Raw genomic sequence first — 18088 nt, 5'->3', positions numbered from 1 at the left:
GCTGACTGCGGTCACATGTCCGCGTCCTGAACCGGGCACCGCTCATTCCAGCACCCGGACGTAGTCGGCCAAGCCCGCTTCGAGGTCGGTGAGAGTGCGTGCGGTGTCGAGGATGGTCGACTCCATCGCCGAGGCGGCCCTGGTCGCCCGCACGTCCGCGCGCGTGGCGAGGCTGACCGTCCGCGGCAGCCGCGGGTCGACCAAGGGCAGCGAGGCCAGCAGGGGGCGGTCGACGAGCACCATGGCCGGGACGATCGCGACCCCGAGTCCGCGCTCGACGAAACGCAGAGCCGCATCCATCTCCACCCCCTCGACGACGACCTTCGGTGCCAGTCCCGCCGCATCGAATGCCGCCGAGGTCGCCTCCCGGAGGTCGTAGCCGTGATGGAACAGGACCTGGGGAAGGTCGGCCACCTCGGCGAGGGTGATCTGATCGTTCTCCGTCCGATCGGCGGTGAGCAGCTCGCTGCCGGCGGCGGCGATGACGACGAGGTCCTCGGTCAGCACGCTGCGCAGGTTCAGTCGCGGCATCTGCGGGGCGAGGTCGAAGGTGCGGGTGATGAGCGCGAGGTCGAGCTCGCCCCCGGCCAGGGCCTCGATGAGCTCCCGTGAGCCCTTCTCCACCAGCTCGAGCTCGATGCCGGGGTGGGCGGTGTGGAAACGGCTGATCGCCTCGGCGACGAGGCTCACGCACAGCGTCGGGGTCGCCCCCAGCCGGACCCGCCCGCGGCGCAGACCGGCGAGCTCATCCATGTCACGGCGGATCGCCTCGGCGTCGGCGAGCATGCGTTTCGCGCTCGGCAGCAGCGTCGCACCGGCATCCGTGAGCGTGATGTGACCGTGCGCGCGGTGGAAGAGCTCGGTCCCGAGCTCCTTCTCCAGCGTCGAGATCTGCCTCGACAGCGACGGCTGCGCCAGGTGGAGCGTTGCGGCTGCCTTCGTGAAGTGACCTGTGGCGGCCACCTCGGCGAAGCTTCTCAGCTGTTCGAGATTCATGACGGGTTTGCTTTCATGGTTATAGCCTATTGCTATTGTTGTGACTCAAACAATGCATTGGACGTATGCATTAGGTGAACCTAACGTGGAAAACATGAACACCACACAGGGCAACGCCCGCCGCAAAGAACACGCAATCTCCACCTCGGTGCTCGTCATCGGAACCGGCGGATCGGGTCTGCGGGCCGCGATCGAGGTCGCCGAAGCCGGCGCCGACGTCCTCGCCGTCGGCAAACGACCGAAGGAGGACGCGCACACATCGCTGGCCGCCGGCGGCATCAACGCCGCCCTGGCCACCGTCGACCCCGAGGACACGTGGCAGCAGCACGCAGCCGACACGATCAAGGAATCCTATGACCTCGCCAACCCCCGCACCGTCGAAATCGTCACCCAGGGAGCAGCCGAAGGCATCGCCGACCTGGAGCGATATGGAATGGACTTCGCGAAGGAGGACGACGGTCGGATCTCTCAGCGCTTCTTCGGCGCCCACACCTGGCGTCGCACCGCTTTCGCCGGCGACTACACGGGGCTGGAGATCCAGCGCACCCTCATTCGTCGCGCCGAATCCCTGAACATCCCGATCCTCGACCGCGTCTACATCACGAAGCTGCTCGTCGCCGACGGACGGATCTTCGGCGCCTACGGCTTCGATACGATCGACGGCACCGGCTACCGCATCCACGCCGACGCCGTCATCCTCGCCGCCGGAGGACACAACCGGATTTGGCGACGCACCTCCTCGCGCCGGGACGAGAACACCGGCGACTCCTTCCGATTGGCCGTCGAGGCCGGGGCCCGACTGCGTGATGCCGAACTCGTCCAGTTCCACCCCTCGGGCATCATCGAACCCGAGAACGCCGCCGGCACCCTCGTCTCCGAGGCGGCCCGCGGTGAGGGCGGCATCCTGCGCAACGGTCTGGGGGAGCGGTTCATGGAACGCTATGATCCGCAGCGGATGGAACTGTCCACCCGCGACCGGGTGGCGTTGGCCGCCTACACGGAGATCGCCGAGGGCCGGGGGACGGAAAACGGCGGCGTCTGGCTCGATGTGTCCCATCTGCCGCGCGAGACGATCATGGACCGGCTGCCGCGCGTGTTCCAGACGCTCATGGAGACGCAGATGCTCGACATCACGCGCTCGCCGATCGAGATCGCTCCGACCGCGCACTACTCGATGGGCGGAGTGTGGGTCGACCCGGTCGACCACAGCACCGACGTCGAGGGACTGTGGGCCATCGGCGAGGCGTCATCCGGGCTCCACGGGGCCAACCGCCTCGGCGGGAATTCGCTCATCGAACTCCTCGTCTTCGGCCGCATCGTCGGCCAGGCCGCCGTCGCGTACTCCGATGGGCTCGAGGCACAGGTGCGGTCCCATGCCGCCGTCGCCGAGGCGCGGACCGAGATCGCCGAGCTGCTGGCCTCCGACGGCACGGAGAACGTCCGCGCCCTGCAGCGCGAGATCCGCAACCTCATGACCGAACACGCCGGAGTCGTCCGCGACGAAGCCGGACTGCTCGCCGGGTTGGAGAAGCTCGCGGCGATCGAGGCGCGTCTCGAACTCGTCGGCATCCACCCGGACATCGCCGGATTCTCCGACCTCGCGCACGCCTTCGACCTCAAGTCGTCGGTGCTCGCGGCCCGGGCGACGCTCGAGTGCGCGCTCGAGCGGCGGGAGACCCGCGGCTGCCACAACCGCAGCGACTACCCCGAGAAGGACCCCGAGCTGCAGGTCAACCTCGTCTGGTCCCCGGCCGCCGGAGTCGTGCGCGAATCGATCCCGGACGTCTCCGCCGACGTCGCTGAACTCATGCACACCGGCGAAATCAGCCAGGAAGGCAAACTCGTCGAATAACCCCCAATTACTACCCGACGGCGGCCCAGCAACCTTGCGCGAGGTTGCTGGGCCGCCGTCGGGTAGCTCTGGAAGGGGTGCGGGTTCAGCGTTCTGCCAGCCGGGGCCGGAATAATCGTGACAAGCCGCCCACTTGATCACTTTCGGAAGGACCATGGACGACTATCGAAGTCCCGGCTGGGACATCAACTTCAGCACCTTTGGACAACTTCATAATGCGCGGGCAGGTGGTCGCCGTTGACCTGGCTGCTCTCGCTCCTCATCGGCCTCCTCGTCGTCCTTCTCATCACGGTGGCCACCGGCTACTTCGTGGCGCAGGAGTTCGCGTACATGGCCGTCGACCGGTCCCGCCTCGCGGCCCGCTCCGCCGCCGGTGACCGCGCCGCCGACCGGGCCCTGTCGATCACCCGCCGCACCTCGTTCATGCTCTCCGGCGCCCAATTGGGCATCACCGTCACCGGACTGCTCGTCGGCTACGTGGCCGAACCGCTCATCGGCGCTGCCGTCGGCGAAGCCCTCGGCGGCACCCCGATCCCACAGGGCACGGGCATCCTCATCGGCACCGTCCTCGCCCTGCTCGTCTCGACGCTCATCCAGATGCTCTTCGGCGAACTGTTCCCGAAGAACCTGGCGATTGCCCGCCCCGAGGCACTCGCCACGTGGCTCGCCCGCTCGACCTCGATCTACCTGGCCGTCTTCGGCTGGCTCATCACGATCTTCGACAAGGCCTCGAACGCCCTGCTGCGCATCCTCGGCATCGAACCGGTCCACGACGTCGATCACTCGGCCACCCGGCGCGACCTCAAGCACATCGTCGCCGAATCCCGGGAAGGCGGCGAGATCGCCGATGACGACTCCCTCATCCTCGACCGCATCCTCGACTTCCCGCAGCAGACGGTCGCCCACGCCACGGTGCCGCGCTCACGCGTCGACGCCATCGACATCGACACGCCCCTGGCCGTGGTCCGCGACCTCATGAGCACCGGCCACTCCCGGTACCCCGTGATCGACGCCGACGATCAGGTGCTCGGCACGATCGACCTCCTCGACGTCCTCGCCGAGGCGGCACCGGGCACCTCGCAGTCACGCACCGAGGCTTCCGCCACCGGAGAGTCCGCCACCGGGAGACTGGCCACCGTCTCCACGGTGCGCGCCCTCCTGCGTCCGCCGGTCTTCGTGCCCGCATCCCTCACGCTGCCGGACGCGGTGGCGGCACTGTTCGAACACCGGGAGCAGATGGCCTGCGTCGTCGACGAATACGGCGGCTTCGCCGGAATCCTGACGATGGAGGACCTCGGTGAGGAACTCGTCGGCGACATCGCCGACGAACACGACCACACCGTCGAAGAACTCATCGACGACGGCGACGGCGCCTGGACGGCACCGGGGATCATTCCCCTCGACGAGGTGGCCCGCGTCCTCCAGCGCGAACTGCCGGCCACCTCGGCGCAGACGCTGTCAGGCCTCGTGATCGAGCATGCGAAGGGATTCCCTGCGGTCGGTGACCGGATCATGATCGAATTGCCGCTCGACCCTGCCGACCTCGCGGGAACCGACACTCCGGAGCCCGAGCATCTCGTCATCGACGTACTCGAGGTGGCCACGCACGTGCCCTCGGCGCTGCGGATCGGAATCGAGGCGGCACGATGAGCAATCCCTGGGTCATCATCGCGATCACGATCGCCATCATCGGACTCAGCGCCTTCTTCGTCGCCGTCGAGTTCGCGCTTATCGCCGCCAAGCGCCACCGCCTCGAAGACGAAGCCGCAGGCAGCCGGTCGGCCCGTGCCGCCCTGCGCAGCTCGACCGAGCTGTCGGTGCTGCTGGCCGGATCCCAGCTGGGCATCACGGCCTGCACCCTGGCGCTCGGCGCGATCACGAAACCGGCCGTCCACCACTGGATCACTCCGGTCGCCGAGACGCTCGGCCTGCCGCTGTGGATCGCCGATCTCACCGGCTTCGTCCTCGCGCTCATCGTCGTCACGTTCCTTCACCTCGTCGTCGGTGAGATGGCGCCGAAGTCATGGGCGGTGGCACATCCTGAACGGTCGGCGATCCTGCTCGCGCTGCCGATGCGGGCGTTCATGTTCCTCACCCGCCCGCTGCTGCATGTGCTCAACAACGCGGCGAACGCGTGCCTGCGGATGGTCAAGGTCGAGCCCGTCGACGAGGTCGACCAGGCGCACACTCCCGAGGATCTGCAGCAGCTGCTGGAGCACTCGGCGCGGGCCGGAACCCTGGAGAAGGAGTCATCGGCGGCGCTGCTCGGAGCCCTCGAACTGACCCAGCTCAGCCTCGGGGAACTCGTGGCGGGTCGGCCGGAGCCGACGGCCGTCGGGCCGGACGCGACCGCGGGTGCGGTGAGGGAGGCCTCGCGCCGCGACCGTCACCGTCGCATCCTCGTCCGCGCCGAACCCGCCGGGTCGCTGAGCCACGTGGTGCATGTCCGGGATGTGCTCGGACTCGCCGATGGGGATCCGATCACCGAGGCGGCGCGCTCCGTCACCGTCCTGCCGGGGACGATGACCGTCGTGCGGGCGTTCGAGGCGATGCGGGAGGAGGGCACGCAGCTGGCGCTGGTCGAGAGAGACGACGGCAGCCACGCGGTCGTCACCGTCACCGATGTGCTCACCCACCTGCTCACCACCGGCGAGCTGACCTCACCGAGCTGACCACCCTCCCAGGACTACCCGACGGCGGCTCAGCAACCTCGCGCGAGGTTGCTGAGCCGCCGTCGGGTAGTTCCGGGAAGAGTAATGATGCATCTATCAATGTATGCATCTGTTATCGTCGGGGTGTGAATGACTTGCTGACACTGCCCTGGCAGCGCACCGACGACTCCTCTCCGATCGCCTCGCGGATGGCCGCGTCGACGGCGCGGGAGATCATCGAAGGCCGGCACGAACCCGGGGAACTGCTCATCGAGGCCGACCTCGCCGAAGCACACAGCGCCAGCCGCACCCCGGCCCGGGAGGCGATGCTTCAGCTCGAGCGCTGGCGCCTCGTCCGCCTCGTGCCGAAGAAGGGCGCGCTCGTGACCACGGTGACGGCCAAGGAACGCCGCGACCTGCTCGCCGTGCGTTCGATGTTCGAGATCGACGCCGTCCAGACCTTGGCCGACAGCGGCGACCTCACGTTTCTGGCCGCCGACCTGCGCACCCTGCTCGGCCAGCAGAAGAACGCCCTGGAGGCAGGCGATCCGCTCGGCTTCGCCAGCGCCGACTACGCCTTCCACGCCCGGCTCATCCGCAGCGGCGGCAACGCCATCGTCACCGAGATGCTTTCGACCATGGGCCCGCGCCTGGCCCGCCTGACCTTTCAGGTCGCCATCGAACAGCCGCACACCCTCGAGACGCTCCTGACGGAACATGAGTCGCTGACTGACCGCGCCGAGGCGGGCGACCCCGCCGGTTTCGCCCGTCTCGTCCGCGACCACATCGACGGTTCCCACTTCCCGCAGTCCCGCTGAGGAGGACCATGACCGCCCACCCCTCGACCTCCACGAACACGAACGACACCACCACCGAGGCGGCCCCCACCGACGTTGTCCACGTCGGCGGCACGTGGCTGCGGGTGGCACCGGCGATGTTCCTGCTCGCGTGGGGCGGCAATCATTTCACTCCGCTCGTGCACATGTACGAGGAGGACGGCGGGTACGCCGTCTGGCAGGCGAACCTGCTGCTGGGCATGTACGTGGGCGGACTCATTCCGGGACTGCTGGTCGCCTCGGCGCTGTCGGATCGGCACGGGCGCAAACCGGTCCTCATCGCCGGATCGATCTCAGCGATCCTCGGCAGCGTCCTCTTGGGCCTCGGTTTCACCCACTTCGCGATGCTGTGCCTCGGGCGCGTCCTCGCCGGCATCGGCGTGGGTGTGGCCATGTCTGTGGGGACGAGCTGGATCAAGGAGCTCTCGGCCCCGCCCTTCGACGATCGGGCGAACATCACTGCCGGCGCACGCCGCCCCGCCCTGACCCTGACCTTGGGTTTCGCCGTCGGCGCCGCAGCCACCGGTTGCCTGGCCCAGTGGGGGCCGCTGCCCGAAGCGGTTCCTTATGGCGTCCACGGCCTGCTCAACCTCGTCGCGTTGCTCATCGTGGTGGGTGCGCCCGAGTCCCTGCCGGTCTCGCAGCGGTCGAGCACGCACTGGTGGAAGGGGCTGAGGACTCCGCTCATCGCACACCGGACGTTCATCCGGCTGATCGTTCCGGCCGCCCCGTGGGTCTTCGGTGCTGCCGGGGTGGCCTATGCAGTGATGCCCGCCCTCGTACAGGAGAAGCTGGGGGAGTGGACGACGCTGTACGCCACAGTGCTCACTGTCGTCACTCTCGGTGCCGGGGCCCTCGTGCAGAACCTCGTGCCGGGCATCAACCGCGCCACGGGCGGCCGGGCACTCATCGTCGGGCTGGGACTGATGACGCTCGGAATGGGCTTGGGCGTCGTTGCCGCCGTCACTGCGAATCCGATCCTCGCCGGCATCGTCGCGATCGTGCTCGGTCTGGCCTACGGCATCTGCGTCGTCGCCGGACTCATCATCGTCCAGGCCATCGCCTCACCACAGGAGTCGGCGGGCATCACCGGGGTCTACTACTGCCTCGCCTACTCCGGGTTCCTGTTGCCCACAGTGCTCGCCGCCTTGCTGCCCGTGCTGCCCTACAGCCTGTCCCTGATCGGTCTGGCACTCGTCTGCCTGGGGTGCCTCGGCGTCGTGGCACGGGCCATCACTCGACCGTGGTGACGGGTCTGGCCGGGAGTCGAAAACTCTGCGACTCTGGGAGAAGCCGATACGTACAGGAGCAGACGTGAGTCTCAGCGGGCAGGACATCCACCGGACAGGACATCCAACGCAGGGCACGGGAGGCTGCCAGCGACCTGTCGGGCACCAGCAGCGGGTACCCGTCGAGCGACCGTGACAGCACAGGAAACCGCAGTCGCAGGGCCGGAGGAGTCGAGGTGACACAGTGAATCAGGAACCACCGTCACTGTTCGAACCCGATGACGGTAGTCGTCCCCTCGCCGACCGTCTGCGTCCGAAGGCTCTCGAAGATGTGGCGGGCCAGGAGCACCTGCTCGGTCCGGACGCACCGATCGGACGGATGGTCGACGAACGTCGACTGGTCTCGATGGTGCTGTGGGGGCCGCCGGGCTGTGGGAAGACCACAATCGCGCGTCTGCTGGCGGATCAGACCGGGCTGGCGTTCGAGCCGCTGTCGGCCACTTTCTCGGGCGTCGCTGAACTTCGCAAGGTCTTCCAGGCGGCTGCCAAACGGCGCGAGGTCGGACAGGGCACGATGCTGTTCGTTGATGAGATCCACCGCTTCAACCGTGCTCAGCAGGACTCCTTCCTGCCCTACGTGGAGGACGGAACGGTCGTGCTCGTCGGCGCGACGACGGAGAATCCGAGCTTCGAACTCAATTCTGCGCTGCTGTCTCGCTGTCAGGTGTTCGTCCTCAAGCGCCTCGACGAGCGGGCTCTGACCACACTCATCGAACGTGCGGAAGAAGCCATGGGCAGGACGCTGCCGGTAGACGACCAGGCCCGGCAGGCGATGATGGCGATGGCAGACGGCGATGGCCGGTATCTGCTCAACCTCATCGAACAGCTCCAGACCGTCACCGGGACACTGGACACCTCGGGTCTGGTCGATCTCGTTCAGCAGCGAGCACCGATCTATGACAAGGGGCAGGAAGGGCATTACAACCTCATCTCCGCGCTGCATAAGTCCATGCGCGGCTCCGACCCCGACGCCGCACTGTACTGGCTGGCACGAATGCTCGACGGCGGAGAGGACCCCCTCTACATCGCCCGACGTCTGGTCAGGTTCGCGAATGAGGATATCGCCATCGCCGACCCGCAGGCCGTCCACCAGGCTCTGGCAGCATGGGACGTGTATGAGCGCCTCGGATCCCCCGAGGGAGAACTCGCCATCGCCCAAGCGGTCGTCTACCTCGCAACCGCGCCGAAGTCTGTCGCAGTCTACTCGGCGTTCAACGCCGCGACGCGGCTGGCAAAGAAGACCGGGTCCCTCATGCCGCCCGCGAATATCCTCAACGCCCCGACGAAGCTGATGAAGAAACTCGGCTACGGGGAAGGCTACGAGTACGATCCGCACACGCCCGGAGGGTTCTCAGGCGCGAACTACTTCCCCGAGGACATGGAGCCTGAGAAGCTGTACCGGCCCACAGGCAACGGCTACGAAAGAGTCATCGCCGACAAGCTCGCCGAGTGGGAACGGAAACGCACCGAGAAGCGGACGCGGGCAGATCCGGAGGGCGAACCGGATTGAACCCTGAGCCCTGAGCCCTGCGGACAACCTCGTCGCGCACGCTGACGACGTTCTACGATGACACCAGCTACCACCGACCTTTAAGGATCGACCACATGCCCGGCACATCACGCCAACAGTCACCAGCCGTCAATGCGTTCATCGACATCATGGGGCCACGCCACGTGCTCACCTCGACGCGGGCGACCGCCCCCTATACGAAGGGCAACCGCTTCGGCGGCGGCAATGTGCTGGCCGTGCTGCGCCCGGGCAGCCTCGTCGACATGTGGCGGGCCCTGCAGGTCTGCGTCGACAACGACCTCATCGTCATCCCGCAGTCGGCCAACACCGGCCTGACCGGCGGCTCCGGCCCCGGCGCACAGGACTACGACCGCGAGATCGTCATCATCTCGACCCTGCGCGTCAACCAGATCTACCTCATCAACGACGCCCGCGAAGCGATCTGTTTGGCCGGATCGACGCTGTACGAACTCGACGAGGCGCTCGCCCCGTTCGGCCGCGAACCGCACTCGGTCATCGGCTCATCCTCGATCGGGGCCTCGGTCATCGGCGGGATCGCGAACAACTCCGGCGGATCCCAGATCCGCAAGGGCCCGGCGTTCACGAAGCACGCCATCTTCGCCCGCGTCACCGAGGAGGGGCGACTCCAACTGGTCAACCACCTCGGCGTCGAACTCGGTGATGACCCCGCGCATCTCCTCGACAGACTCCAGCGCGGTGACTGGGACCCGGCCGAGGTCACCGCTCCGCCCGAGGACACGACGGAGACCGAATACGGGACCCAGGTCCGAAAGATCGTCGACTCTCCGGCCCGGTTCAACGCGAACTCCGACTACCTGTTTGAAGCCTCCGGATCAGCCGGCAAGCTCATGGTCTTCGCCGTGCGCACCCGCACCTTCCCGAAGGAGACCGACGCGACGACCTTCTACGTCGGCACGAACAGCCCGACCGAGCTCGAAGACCTGCGGCGGGCGATTCTGACCTCGGACATGCCGCTGCCGATCTCGGGCGAATACATGGGCCGACCCTCCTTCGACCTCGCCGAGAAGTACGGCAAGGACACGTTCGTCTCGATCAAGCACGCCGGCAGCCGGGAGCAGATCAGGCTCTTCGCGCTGAAGAACTGGGCCAACGGCGTGTTCGCGAAGCTGCCGTTCTTCGGCGAGACCGTCGCCGACACGATAGCGCAGAACGCGTTCGGTCTGTTGCCGCAGCAGCTGCCCGAGCGGATGCTCGAATACCGCGACCGGTTCGAACACCACCTGCTGCTCGTCGTCAGCGGCGGGGAGAAGGCGCGGATGGGTCGATTCCTCGACGATTTCTTCGCCGAGGCGGCCCACGACGGTGATTATTTCGTGTGCAGCGGCGATGAGGCTCAGTCCGCGATGCTGCATCGTTTCGGTGCAGCGAGTGCGGCGACCCGTTACTTCAACCTCAACCGCGAGGACTCCTCGGACATGATCACCTTCGACGTCGCGCTGCGCCGCGACGACGAGGACTGGCTCGAAGTGCTGCCCGACGAGATCGCCGATCAGCTGCACATCAGCTCCTACTATGGGCACTTCTTCTGCCATGTCTTCCACCAGGACCATGTGGCGAAGAAGGGCGTCGACCCGGTGGCGCTGAAGAAGCAGATGACCGAGCTTCTCGAGGCCCGCGGTGCCGCCGTGCCCGCCGAGCACAACTATGGTCGGCTCTACCCTGTGCCGCCGGAGATGGAAGCCCACTTCAAGGACCTCGACCCGCACAACGTCTTCAACGCCGGGGTCGGCGAGACCTCTGCGAAGAAGGACTGGGTCTGAACCTGGAATCTCAGGCGGGGCTGTAATTTCCCTGTCGGAGCCTTGGCCACGGCCGACTTCTCGCGCACCAGCAGGCACCCCACACCGTGAGCGGCACAACACCCCCTTGGCGGCACCCCGCCCCGCCAGCAGCACAACACCCCGTTGCAACGGGATGTTGTGCCGCTAACGGTGCCGGATGCGTCACCAGCGGTGCGGTAACCCGGTAGCGGTGACGGACGCCGTCGGCAGCCCAGCCGCATCAGTCCTCGTCCTCAATGTAGGCCGCTGCGGCCGCCTCGGCGCGGGCCTGCTTGATTTTGCGTGTACGAGAGATCGTCATCATCGTGATCGTGATGATGAATCCGAAAGCCGCGCCGACCACGATGGCATAGGTGCTGGTTGAGGCGCCGAGTGTGGCGCTTGCTCCCATGCCGGCATCGATGAGCGGATAGCCCTCACTCATGTGGAAGACGATCGCACCGACCCACACGATCGCGAACACCGCTCCGACGATGTTGCCGACGATCAGCCGCCTCGGCGAAACACGGGCCATAGCCATGGAGAAGTCCACATTCTCGCGCTTGCAATACCCCGAGATGACACCGCTGGTCACCATGGATCCGAGGACGATCAACACACTCCACAATCCCGCGCCGAGGACGGCGAAGATGAGTCCGAGTGCGAAGAACACATACGTAGAGACGACTGCACCAAAAGTGTAGGCGCGCAGGATCACGTCGCGTTCGCGTTCGTCTCCCATCGACGGGTCATCAAAACCGGCGATCCTATCGGCCAGTTCGTTGGGACGGTTCTTCTTGTCGCTGACGTTGTTCATGGGGATTCCTCCTGGAGCGAGAAGATCTCTTCGACTGTCGTGTTCAAGGCTCGGGCGATGCGCAGCGCCAGATACACGCTGGGGGCGTAGTCGCCGCGTTCGGTCGCGATGATCGTCTGTCGCGACACTCCGGTGAGCTGGGCCAGCTGCGCCTGCGTCAGCCCGGCAGCCTTGCGAACCTGCTTGAGGTCCGAGGTCTGAACTTCCATACCGTTCCTTGATGTCAACTTCTCTTTACATCTAAAAGTAAAGCATGTTTGACATCGTGATGTCAACGATCTTTGACATCGCCGAGGCGGCCGGCCGTCACCATCCGCGACCGTCCCACCATCCCTCACCGGTAACACAAAAACACCCCGTTGCAACGGGGTGTCTTCGCGCGAGCGGTGACGGGTGCCCACGCATTGGTGCGGAGTGCCGCTGATGGTGACGGATGCTCAGATGGCTGGGAGGCCGCCGCAACAGGGTGCTTTCGAGCTAAGAGTGACGGATGCTCGCCGCAGCGACCGCAGCGACCGCAGCGACCGCAACGCCCGCAGCGCCCGCAGCTCGGCGGCCCTTACGACTCCACGACCTTCTCGCGCCGACGGTCCTTCTCCAGGCGGGCTTCATGACTCGACCGGGAAGGATTGAGCAGCTTGAGCAGCGACAGTGCGATGATCGCTCCGAGCACCGCGCAGCCGGCGGGCAGGAGCATCGCGGTCTTCGCGTCGAAGGCGTCGATGATGTTGCCGGCGACCGCCGATCCGAAGGCGACGCCGAAGCCCAGCGAGGTGCCCAACCAGGCGAACGCCTCGGTGAGCCTGCGCGGGGGAGCGAGCTGCTCGATGACGGAGTTCGCTCCGATGAGGCTCGGTGCGATCGCCGATCCGACGACGATCAGGATGATGCCGTAGGTGACCATCGAATTGGCCAGCAGCATCAGGCAGGCGCCCACGGCCAAAGCCGATACGGCCACTCCGAAGCGATGATGGACGGCGGCCTGCCAGTTCCTTGCTCCGTACAGCGCCCCGGAGATCAGCGACCCCAGCGCCAGGCAGGACAGCAGCACACCGGCCGAGGACTTCACGCCGAGCTCGTCGGCGAAGGCGACGGCGATGACGTCGATGGCGCCGAAGTTCACGCCGAGGAAGATGTTGACGATGATGATCGCGAAGATGCCCGGGTTCGAGAACACGTGCCCCTTCGCTTCGGTGGTCCGCTCCACCGGCGGGGGTTCGGTCGACTTCTGGATGTAGAGCAGCAGCGAACCGACGCCGACGGTGATCATCGAGAGGATGATTCCCGCCGGCGGCCACACGGCTGTCGCCAGCACCGTGGCCAGCACCGGCCCGGAGACGAACATCAGCTCATCGGCGACCGATTCCCACGAGAACGCGGTCTGCAGCTTCTTCGGCGTGTCGACGATGTGCGACCACCGCGAGCGCACGAGCGAACCGACGGAGCCCACGGTGGCACCGCCGATGCCGGCGAAGACGAAGACGAATCCCGTCCACCAGTCCTCGTACACGGAGACGATGAGCAGCGCCAACGCGATGAGGTGGGTGATGACGATGGGCACCATGACCTTCGCCTGGCCGAGGCGGTCGACGAGGCGGGCGATCCCGGGGCCGGCAAGTGCCTGGACGATCATGTACACGGCGGAGACGATGCCCGCCATGCCATATGACCCGGTCACGCCCTGGATGAAGAGGACGATGCCCAGACCCAGCACTGCGATGGGCATCCGGGCGACGAGACCGGCCAAGGAGAACTTGAGAGCACCGGGAAGCGACAGAATTTCCCGATAGTTGTTGAACACCAGGAAAGTCTACCGAGCGTCCCGAGCGACAGCCAGGCGAATCCTGCGCTATTACCGGTGAGTCGCCTCACCTCGGGGAGGCAGTGCTGCCGAGGTGTCCTGGGGTTTGTAACAAAAGCTATATAATTGCCGAGATTGCATTTTCCTTCCCGTCGGCGTGAGTGCCGCACCGACATGACCCCGGAGTGCCGATGACGGACAACACCACCTTCGACGATCTCTTCGACCACCAGCCCGACGAGCAGCAGCGACCGCGCAAGAAGAAGCGCGTCTGGCGCAAGGTCCTCGTCGCGCTGCTCATCATCGTCATCCTCGGCGTGCTCGGCATCGGGCTCTACGTCTGGAGCGTCGGCCGGTCCTTCGACAAGAATGCGAACCAGCTCAGCGATGAACAGGTCTTCGGCAAGGACAGCGCCGGCGGCAAGGAAGGCGACGGCACGAACATCCTGCTGTTGGGCTCGGACGAGCCGATGAGCGATGTCGACGTCAACGATTCGCGCGGGCTGCGCTCGGACACGATCATGGTCATGCACCTGCCCGAGGACGGCGGCAACGTCCAGATCATGTCGATCCCGCGCGACACCTATGTCGACATCGACGGCCACGGCAAGTCGAAGATCAACGCTGCCTTGTCCTACGGCGGTCTGCCGCTGGCCGTGTCGACGGTTTCGGACTTCATCGGCACCGACCTCGATCACGTGGCGATCATCGACTTCGAGGGGTTCAAGGCTCTGACCGACAGCCTCGGCGGGGTGACCGTGAACTCCGAGCAGGCGTTCGAGAAGAACGGCTACTCCTTCACTCAGGGCGAGAATGTCCTCGACGGCGATCAGGCGCTGACCTTTGTGCGTGAGCGCAAGCAGTTCAAGGACGGCGACTTCCAGCGTGCGCGCAATCAGCAGGCGTTCATCCGCGGGCTGACGAACGAGATGATCTCGGCCGACACGCTGTCGAACCCGAAGAAGATCCAGGACATGGTCAAGAACTTCGCGCCGTACATGTACGTCGACTCGGGCCTGGACGCGAAGTACATCTCCTCGACCGCGTTCAATATGCGCGACGTCCGCCCCGGCGACATCGAGTTCTTCACCGCCCCCGTCGCCGGCGTCGGCACCTCCCCGGACGGTCAGTCGATCGTCAACGTCGACGAGGATGAGCTGAAGAAGGTCCGCGACGCGTTCAAGAACGACACCGTGGCCGACTATGTGCAGAACGCCCCGGAGGCCCACCTGTAACACCCTCGCCGAGGCGGCGAAGCGCTGACACCTTCGCCGAGGCGGCCCTTTCCCGGGCATCCCTCGCCGAGGCGGCTCGCCGCAGCCGCGATCGCTGCGGTCCAGCTCCGCTGAGTCACACACCGAGCCCCGCTCCAGAAACTTCCTGGAGCGGGGCTCGGTGCATCCGGGCCGATAGCGCCTCTCATCGGTCGCCTCGTAGAGGCGGTCTCACTGTCGGTCCAGTGCTTCATCCGCTTCAGCCGTCGAAGTCGACCCTGTAGACCGCGTGGGGTGCTGCACCCCATTCGTCCTGGTCGCCGATGGCCTGGTTGGAGACACCGAGCGTCATCTTCTCGCCGGTCTCTGTGTTCCGGTAGGTGATGTACGTGGTTCCCGCGGCGCCTTCTGCCCCGGAGTTCCTCCAATGAGAACCGTGCTCATCGCCGTGGTCTGCCAGCTTCTCGGCAACTTCGTCGGTGGCAAACGCTTCGACTCGGTCGGTGCTGTCCTGGCCCCAGGCGATGACGAGTTCATCTGCATACTTGCCGGCTTCGATCGGATAGTAGATGGACTGTGAGCCGACGTCCGAGGCGGCTGACTGACTCGAGGAGTCCGCGAGAGAAGCATCGGCGGCCATGGCCGGTCCTGTTGCCAGCCCGACGCCGGAGAGCCCGGCGACGGTCGCGATTCCCAGAGCTGCTGCGCGATTGCGAATGGTGGACTTCATTGTGTCTATCCCTTCGTCGTGTCTGCCGCTGTCTGTCACTGCAGGGCGGCATGTCCTTGACGTGGATCAGTATTGCGACCCGGGCTGAAGACGCGACAACGGTCGCTGAGAACCGACTTGGAGCAGGTCACAGACCGAAAACGGGCGTATTGCAGTCGTGCGGCACTCATTGTCACGAGTCCGCGGTCCGAGCCCGGCCGTTGAAGGCACGATGTTCTGCTGATGGACCGGTTGGTCACGGCTCAATGTGGACGCCGCAGTCTGCTCACCCTGCCGGTTCGGCTCGGTGGTTGCCAGCTGGCCGGTTCAGCTGATGACGTGTGCATTTGCGACGATTCTGCATGAGCAGCGATACGCGATCGTGATCCGCACTCGCACGCGCGGACCCGCAATTGCACGCAGCACCCTGCACGGCTGCACCCAGGCGCCCTACTTCAGCACCCCGTCGACCAGGGTCCGCGCGTCGTGCTGGACCTGGCGCAGGTGGTCTTCGTCGCGCAGGGATTCGGCGTAGATCTTGTAGACGTCTTCAGTGCCCGACGGACGCACCGCGAACCAGGAGTTCTCCGTGGTGACCTTGAGCCCGCCGATCGGCGCGCTGTTTCCCGGTGCCGAGGTCAGGACCGCCGTCACGGATTCACCGCCGACGGACTTCGCGCTCACCTGCGACGCGTCAAGGGCACCGAGGCGGGCCTTCTGTTCGCGGGTCGCCGGGGCGTCCTGGCGGGCGTAGGCGCTGATGCCGTGGTTCGCGGCCAGCCCTGCGTATCGCTGTGAGGGAGTCTGCCCGGTCTTCGCAGTCATCTCCGCTGCAAGGAGGGCGAGGATGATGCCGTCCTTGTCCGTCGACCAGGCTTTGCCGTCCCGACGCAGGAACGACGCACCGGCCGATTCCTCCCCGCCGAAGGCCAGCGTCGAATCGAGCAGGCCGGGAACGAACCACTTGAAGCCGACGGGCACTTCGAACAGCGGCCGGTCGTGGGCGGCGACGATGCGGTCGATGATCGACGAGGTGACCAGAGTCTTGCCGATCCCGGCACCGGCCGGCCAATCGGTGCGTGCGTCGATGAGATAGTCGATGGCCGCCGCCAGGTAGTGGTTGGGGTTCATCAGCCCGGCATCGGGGGTGACGATGCCGTGGCGGTCGGCGTCGGCATCGTTGCCGGTGGCGATGTCGTAGTCGCCGCGGGAGGCGATGAGACCGGCCATCGCATAGGGAGAGGAGCAGTCCATGCGGATGTTCTCATCCCAATCCAGGGTCATGAACGACCAGGTGGGGTCGACGTCCGGATGGACGACGTCGAGGTTGAGGTCGTAGTCCTCGGCGATCGCCGCCCAGTAGTCGACGCTGGCTCCGCCGAGCGGGTCGGCGCCGATCTTCAGCCCGGAGGAGCGGATGACGTCGAGGTCGATGACGGATTCGAGGTCGTCGACGTAGTTCGACACGTAGTCGAAGTTCTCGGTGTTCTCCAGGTGGAAGGCCCGCTGGAAGGGGGTGCGCGGAATCTTCTCCCACCCCTCGCGGAGGTAGCTGTTCGCGCGTTCGGCGATCCATGTCGTCGTCTCGGTGCCGGCGGGCCCGCCGTGCGGCGGGTTGTATTTGATGCCGCCGTCGGCAGGCGGATTGTGGCTGGGAGTGACGATGATGCCGTCGGCCTGGGCATCCTCGCGCGACTTCCCGGCATTGAAGCCGAGGATCGCATGGGAGACGGCAGGGGTCGGGGTGAAGCCGTCGCGTTCGTCGATGAGCGCCGGCACCTCGGCGGCGGCGAGCACCTCGAGGACCGTGAGGAATGCGGGCTCACTCAGCGCGTGGGTGTCCCGGCCGAGGAAGACCGGTCCGCGAATGCCCTTGTCGCGGCGGAAGTCGACGATGGCTGCGGTGATGGCAGCGATGTGCGCCTCGTTGAAGGAACGGTTGAAGCTCGAACCGCGGTGGCCCGAGGTCCCGAAGCTCACTGCTTGCGAAGGCACCGAAGGGTCGGGAACCAGGTCGTGATAGGAATCGAGAAGGGCAGGGATGTCCACGAGATCCTTGTCCTGGGCCAACTGGCCGGCGCGAGTAGTCATTCTTCTACCTTGCCAAATCCGGGCCACCTGTCACAGTTGTGTCCACGGAGTTCTTGCATCGTGGACTCGGCAGACATGACGGATCGGAATTCCACGACCAAGCCCTCGCCGTCGCAGACTCAGTCCGGCGGCTCCACGGAGTCGTCGTCCTCTTCCTTCGTGTCTCCACCGCTGATATCCCGGTCTTTGTCGGGGGAGGAGGACCCTTCGGCTTTGGCCTGGGCTTCCTCAGGGTCCCGATCGATCGGAACATCGTGCTCGGCGGCGATGCGCTCGAGCTTCTCTTCAGGAGTCTGGGAACTGCCTTCGGCGTCTGTCTCGGCGCCGACTCCGACGGCAGAGCTCTCGACCTCCTGCTCGTCTTCGGTCTGCTGCTCTGCTGCGTTCTCCGGCAGGTTCTTCTTCTCGTCACTCATGACTTCTGCTCCCTTCGGAGTTGAACACGCTCACGCCGTTCGACGGAGGATTGAGGATCACAAGAGGTGCGGGAGTGATCCGTGGTCTTGACGGTAGACCCATC

At 65.9% G+C, this 18088-nt stretch carries 15 protein-coding genes; 8 read left to right on the top strand and 7 right to left on the bottom strand.

Annotated elements, in window-relative coordinates; all coding sequences use genetic code 11:
- Positions 1 to 42: 42 nt before the first annotated feature.
- Positions 43 to 996: a LysR family transcriptional regulator gene (locus FHG09_RS00420; RefSeq protein WP_152345733.1), complete on the bottom strand. Its 954-nt coding sequence runs from the start codon at positions 994 to 996 to the stop codon at positions 43 to 45.
- Between the two features lie 94 nt (positions 997 to 1090).
- On the opposite strand from FHG09_RS00420, the gene FHG09_RS00415 reads away from it, so the two are divergent.
- The 7 genes from FHG09_RS00415 to dld all read left to right on the top strand — a co-directional run bounded on the left by FHG09_RS00415 (position 1091) and on the right by dld (position 10936).
- Positions 1091 to 2848: an L-aspartate oxidase gene (locus FHG09_RS00415; protein ID WP_152345732.1), complete on the top strand. Its 1758-nt coding sequence runs from the start codon at positions 1091 to 1093 to the stop codon at positions 2846 to 2848.
- A gap of 237 nt (positions 2849 to 3085) precedes the next feature.
- Complete coding sequence (locus tag FHG09_RS00410) at positions 3086 to 4498, top strand: hemolysin family protein (protein WP_152345731.1); 1413 nt, start codon at positions 3086 to 3088, stop codon at positions 4496 to 4498.
- The gene (locus FHG09_RS00405) at positions 4495 to 5520 is read left to right on the top strand and encodes a CNNM domain-containing protein (protein WP_152345730.1); all 1026 of its coding nucleotides are present in this window, start codon (positions 4495 to 4497) and stop codon (positions 5518 to 5520) included. Before FHG09_RS00410 ends, FHG09_RS00405 begins: the two co-directional genes overlap by 4 nt.
- A 125-nt stretch (positions 5521 to 5645) precedes the next feature.
- Positions 5646 to 6317: a GntR family transcriptional regulator gene (locus FHG09_RS00400; protein WP_227492465.1), complete on the top strand. Its 672-nt coding sequence runs from the start codon at positions 5646 to 5648 to the stop codon at positions 6315 to 6317.
- A gap of 8 nt (positions 6318 to 6325) precedes the next feature.
- Positions 6326 to 7585: an MFS transporter gene (locus FHG09_RS00395; RefSeq protein ID WP_227492464.1), complete on the top strand. Its 1260-nt coding sequence runs from the start codon at positions 6326 to 6328 to the stop codon at positions 7583 to 7585.
- A gap of 223 nt (positions 7586 to 7808) precedes the next feature.
- Positions 7809 to 9134 carry a replication-associated recombination protein A gene (locus FHG09_RS00390; RefSeq protein ID WP_227492463.1) on the top strand — a complete coding sequence of 442 codons (1326 nt, stop codon included), beginning with the start codon at positions 7809 to 7811 and terminating at the stop codon, positions 9132 to 9134.
- 95 nt (positions 9135 to 9229) lie between these two features.
- Positions 9230 to 10936: a D-lactate dehydrogenase gene (gene dld / locus FHG09_RS00385; protein ID WP_152345729.1), complete on the top strand. Its 1707-nt coding sequence runs from the start codon at positions 9230 to 9232 to the stop codon at positions 10934 to 10936.
- A 241-nt stretch (positions 10937 to 11177) separates the two neighbouring features.
- On the opposite strand, the gene FHG09_RS00380 is transcribed toward dld, so the two are convergent.
- The 3 genes from FHG09_RS00380 to FHG09_RS00370 all read right to left on the bottom strand — a co-directional run bounded on the left by FHG09_RS00380 (position 11178) and on the right by FHG09_RS00370 (position 13554).
- Entirely contained in the window at positions 11178 to 11753 is a 576-nt protein-coding gene (locus tag FHG09_RS00380) for a hypothetical protein (protein ID WP_152345728.1), read from the bottom strand.
- A complete protein-coding gene (locus FHG09_RS00375) occupies positions 11750 to 11962 on the bottom strand; it encodes a helix-turn-helix transcriptional regulator (RefSeq protein ID WP_025776737.1) in 213 nt (70 codons plus the stop codon). The genes FHG09_RS00380 and FHG09_RS00375 overlap by 4 nt, the downstream gene beginning before the upstream one ends.
- A 350-nt stretch (positions 11963 to 12312) precedes the next feature.
- Positions 12313 to 13554: an MFS transporter gene (locus FHG09_RS00370; protein ID WP_152345727.1), complete on the bottom strand. Its 1242-nt coding sequence runs from the start codon at positions 13552 to 13554 to the stop codon at positions 12313 to 12315.
- Positions 13555 to 13745: 191 nt separating this feature from the next.
- Here FHG09_RS00370 and FHG09_RS00365 point away from each other — a divergent pair, with 191 nt between their 5' ends.
- Positions 13746 to 14789 carry an LCP family protein gene (locus tag FHG09_RS00365; RefSeq protein ID WP_152345726.1) on the top strand — a complete coding sequence of 348 codons (1044 nt, stop codon included), beginning with the start codon at positions 13746 to 13748 and terminating at the stop codon, positions 14787 to 14789.
- A 238-nt stretch (positions 14790 to 15027) separates the two neighbouring features.
- Here the strand turns inward: FHG09_RS00365 and FHG09_RS00360 are convergent, their stop codons facing one another.
- The 3 genes from FHG09_RS00360 to FHG09_RS00350 all read right to left on the bottom strand — a co-directional run bounded on the left by FHG09_RS00360 (position 15028) and on the right by FHG09_RS00350 (position 17984).
- Entirely contained in the window at positions 15028 to 15498 is a 471-nt protein-coding gene (locus FHG09_RS00360; protein ID WP_152345725.1) for a hypothetical protein, read from the bottom strand.
- A gap of 429 nt (positions 15499 to 15927) precedes the next feature.
- A complete protein-coding gene (gene pgm / locus FHG09_RS00355) occupies positions 15928 to 17568 on the bottom strand; it encodes a phosphoglucomutase (alpha-D-glucose-1,6-bisphosphate-dependent) (protein ID WP_152345724.1) in 1641 nt (546 codons plus the stop codon).
- A gap of 119 nt (positions 17569 to 17687) precedes the next feature.
- Positions 17688 to 17984 (bottom strand): hypothetical protein, encoded by a 297-nt coding sequence (locus FHG09_RS00350; protein WP_152345723.1) that lies wholly within the window; start codon positions 17982 to 17984, stop codon positions 17688 to 17690.
- Positions 17985 to 18088: the final 104 nt, after the last annotated feature.

Source organism: Brevibacterium sp. CFH 10365, from assembly GCF_009299785.1.
In the GTDB taxonomy this organism is placed as follows: Bacteria; Actinomycetota; Actinomycetes; order Actinomycetales; family Brevibacteriaceae; genus Brevibacterium; species Brevibacterium limosum.
The sequence above is the reverse complement of the archived record's forward strand: the minus strand, read 5'-3'. Positions and strand labels throughout refer to the sequence as shown.

Excerpts from the sequence above, each read along its gene's own strand:
- FHG09_RS00350 (WP_152345723.1), bottom strand. The coding sequence starts at position 17,984 with ATGAGTGACGAGAAGAAGAACCTGCCGGAGAACGCAGCAGAGCAGCAG.
- FHG09_RS00415 (WP_152345732.1), top strand. The coding sequence starts at position 1,091 with ATGAACACCACACAGGGCAACGCCCGCCGCAAAGAACACGCAATCTCC.
- dld (WP_152345729.1), top strand. The coding sequence starts at position 9,230 with ATGCCCGGCACATCACGCCAACAGTCACCAGCCGTCAATGCGTTCATC.
- FHG09_RS00365 (WP_152345726.1), top strand. The coding sequence starts at position 13,746 with ATGACGGACAACACCACCTTCGACGATCTCTTCGACCACCAGCCCGAC.
- pgm (WP_152345724.1), bottom strand. The coding sequence starts at position 17,568 with ATGACTACTCGCGCCGGCCAGTTGGCCCAGGACAAGGATCTCGTGGAC.
- FHG09_RS00395 (WP_227492464.1), top strand. The coding sequence starts at position 6,326 with ATGACCGCCCACCCCTCGACCTCCACGAACACGAACGACACCACCACC.
- FHG09_RS00360 (WP_152345725.1), bottom strand. The coding sequence starts at position 15,498 with ATGAAGTCCACCATTCGCAATCGCGCAGCAGCTCTGGGAATCGCGACC.
- FHG09_RS00405 (WP_152345730.1), top strand. The coding sequence starts at position 4,495 with ATGAGCAATCCCTGGGTCATCATCGCGATCACGATCGCCATCATCGGA.
- FHG09_RS00380 (WP_152345728.1), bottom strand. The coding sequence starts at position 11,753 with ATGAACAACGTCAGCGACAAGAAGAACCGTCCCAACGAACTGGCCGAT.
- FHG09_RS00420 (WP_152345733.1), bottom strand. The coding sequence starts at position 996 with ATGAATCTCGAACAGCTGAGAAGCTTCGCCGAGGTGGCCGCCACAGGT.
- FHG09_RS00375 (WP_025776737.1), bottom strand. The coding sequence starts at position 11,962 with ATGGAAGTTCAGACCTCGGACCTCAAGCAGGTTCGCAAGGCTGCCGGG.